The sequence below is a fragment of the Flavivirga sp. 57AJ16 genome (genome assembly GCF_028736925.1).
Lineage (GTDB): Bacteria > Bacteroidota > Bacteroidia > Flavobacteriales > Flavobacteriaceae > Flavivirga.
In genome coordinates, this window is sequence record NZ_JAQZAT010000043.1 from 1 (window position 1) to 1,843 (window position 1,843).

Sequence of the window (1,843 nt, forward strand, 5' to 3'; positions counted from 1 at the left end):
TATTGATATACCAGAAACAGTAACCCATGAAGACATAACATATCGTGTCACAACAATTGGTGATGAGGCTTTTCTTGGTAATGGCTTAACAAGTATTACCATTCCGGATAGTGTTACTGCTATTGGTGATTTGGCTTTTAGAGAAAATGCCTTAACAAGTGTCACCATTCCAGATAGTGTTACTGCTATTGGAAATGGAGTTTTTGCTTATAATGCCTTAACAAGTGTCACCATTCCAGATAGTGTTACTGCTATTGGAAATGGAGCTTTTATTAGTAATGCCTTAACAAGTGTCACCATTCCAGATAGTGTCACGGTAATTGGAAATGCTGCTTTTAAGTTTAATAATTCCTTAACAAGTGTCACCATTCCAGATAGTGTCACGGCAATTGGTGATGATGCTTTTAGAGGTAATGCCTTAACAAGTATTACCATTCCAGATAGTGTTACTGCTATTGGAAATGGAGTTTTTGCTCATAATGACTTAACAAGTGTCACCATTCCAGATAGTGTCACTGTAATTGGTGATGATGCTTTTATAGGTAATGCCTTAACAAGTATTACCATTCCGGATAGTGTCACTGCAATTGGTGCTGCTGCTTTTAGAGAAAATGCCTTAACAAGTGTCACCATTGGCAATAGTGTCACTGCAATTGGTGCTGCTGCTTTTAGAGATAATAATGGCTTAACAAGTGTCACCATTCCAGATAGTGTTACTGCTATTGGTGATGGAGCTTTTATTAGTAATGCCTTAACAAGTGTCACCATTCCAGATAGTGTCACGGCAATTGGAGTTGCTGCTTTTAGAGATAATGACTTAACAAGTGTCACCATTGGCAATAGTGTCACTGTAATTGGTGATGATGCTTTTATAGGTAATGCCTTAACAAGTATTACCATTCCGGATAGTGTCACTGCAATTGGTGATGATGCTTTTAGAGAAAATGCCTTAACAAGTGTCACCATTGGCAATAGTGTCACTGCAATTGGTGCTGCTGCTTTTAGAGATAATAATGGCTTAACAAGTGTCACCATTCCAGATAGTGTCACGGCAATTGGTGATGATGCTTTTAGAGGTAATGCCTTAACAAGTATTACCATTCCGGATAGTGTCACTGCTATTGGAAATGGAGTTTTTGCTCATAATGACTTAACAAGTGTCACCATTCCAGATAGTGTCACTGTAATTGGTGATGATGCTTTTATAGGTAATGCCTTAACAAGTGTCACCATTCCAGATAGTGTCACTGCAATTGGTGATGATGCTTTTAGAGAAAATGCCTTAACAAGTGTCACCATTGGCAATAGTGTCACTGCAATTGGTGCTGCTGCTTTTAGAGATAATAATGGCTTAACAAGTGTCACCATTCCAGATAGTGTCACTGCAATTGGTGATGATGCTTTTAGAGGTAATGCCTTAACAAGTATTACCATTCCAGATAGTGTTACTGCTATTGGAAATGGAGTTTTTGCTTATAATGACTTAACAAGTGTCACCATTCCAGATAGTGTCACTGTAATTGGTGATGATGCTTTTAGAGGTAATGCCTTAACAAGTATAAACATTCCAGATAGTGTCACTGCAATTGGTGATGATGCTTTTAGAGATAATGACTTAACAAGTGTCACCGTTCCAGATAGTGTTACTGCTATTGGTGATTTGGCTTTTAGAGAAAATGCCTTAGAAAAGGTTATGGCAAAAGGCATGACACCAGCAACGATTGTTTCAAATACATTTGGAAATCGAGAAGAAATCGCATTAATTATACCAGAGGGTACTAAAAGTGTTTATAAAAGCGCAGGTTGGACAGGCTTTAAATCAATTACCGAAGATGATGATGAG

General features: G+C 38.0%; 1 protein-coding gene. It reads left to right on the forward strand.

What is annotated here, in order from left to right:
* A partial coding sequence (locus PQO00_RS20250) for a leucine-rich repeat domain-containing protein (protein ID WP_274186675.1) occupies positions 1 to 1,843 on the forward strand: 1,843 nt, incomplete at both ends.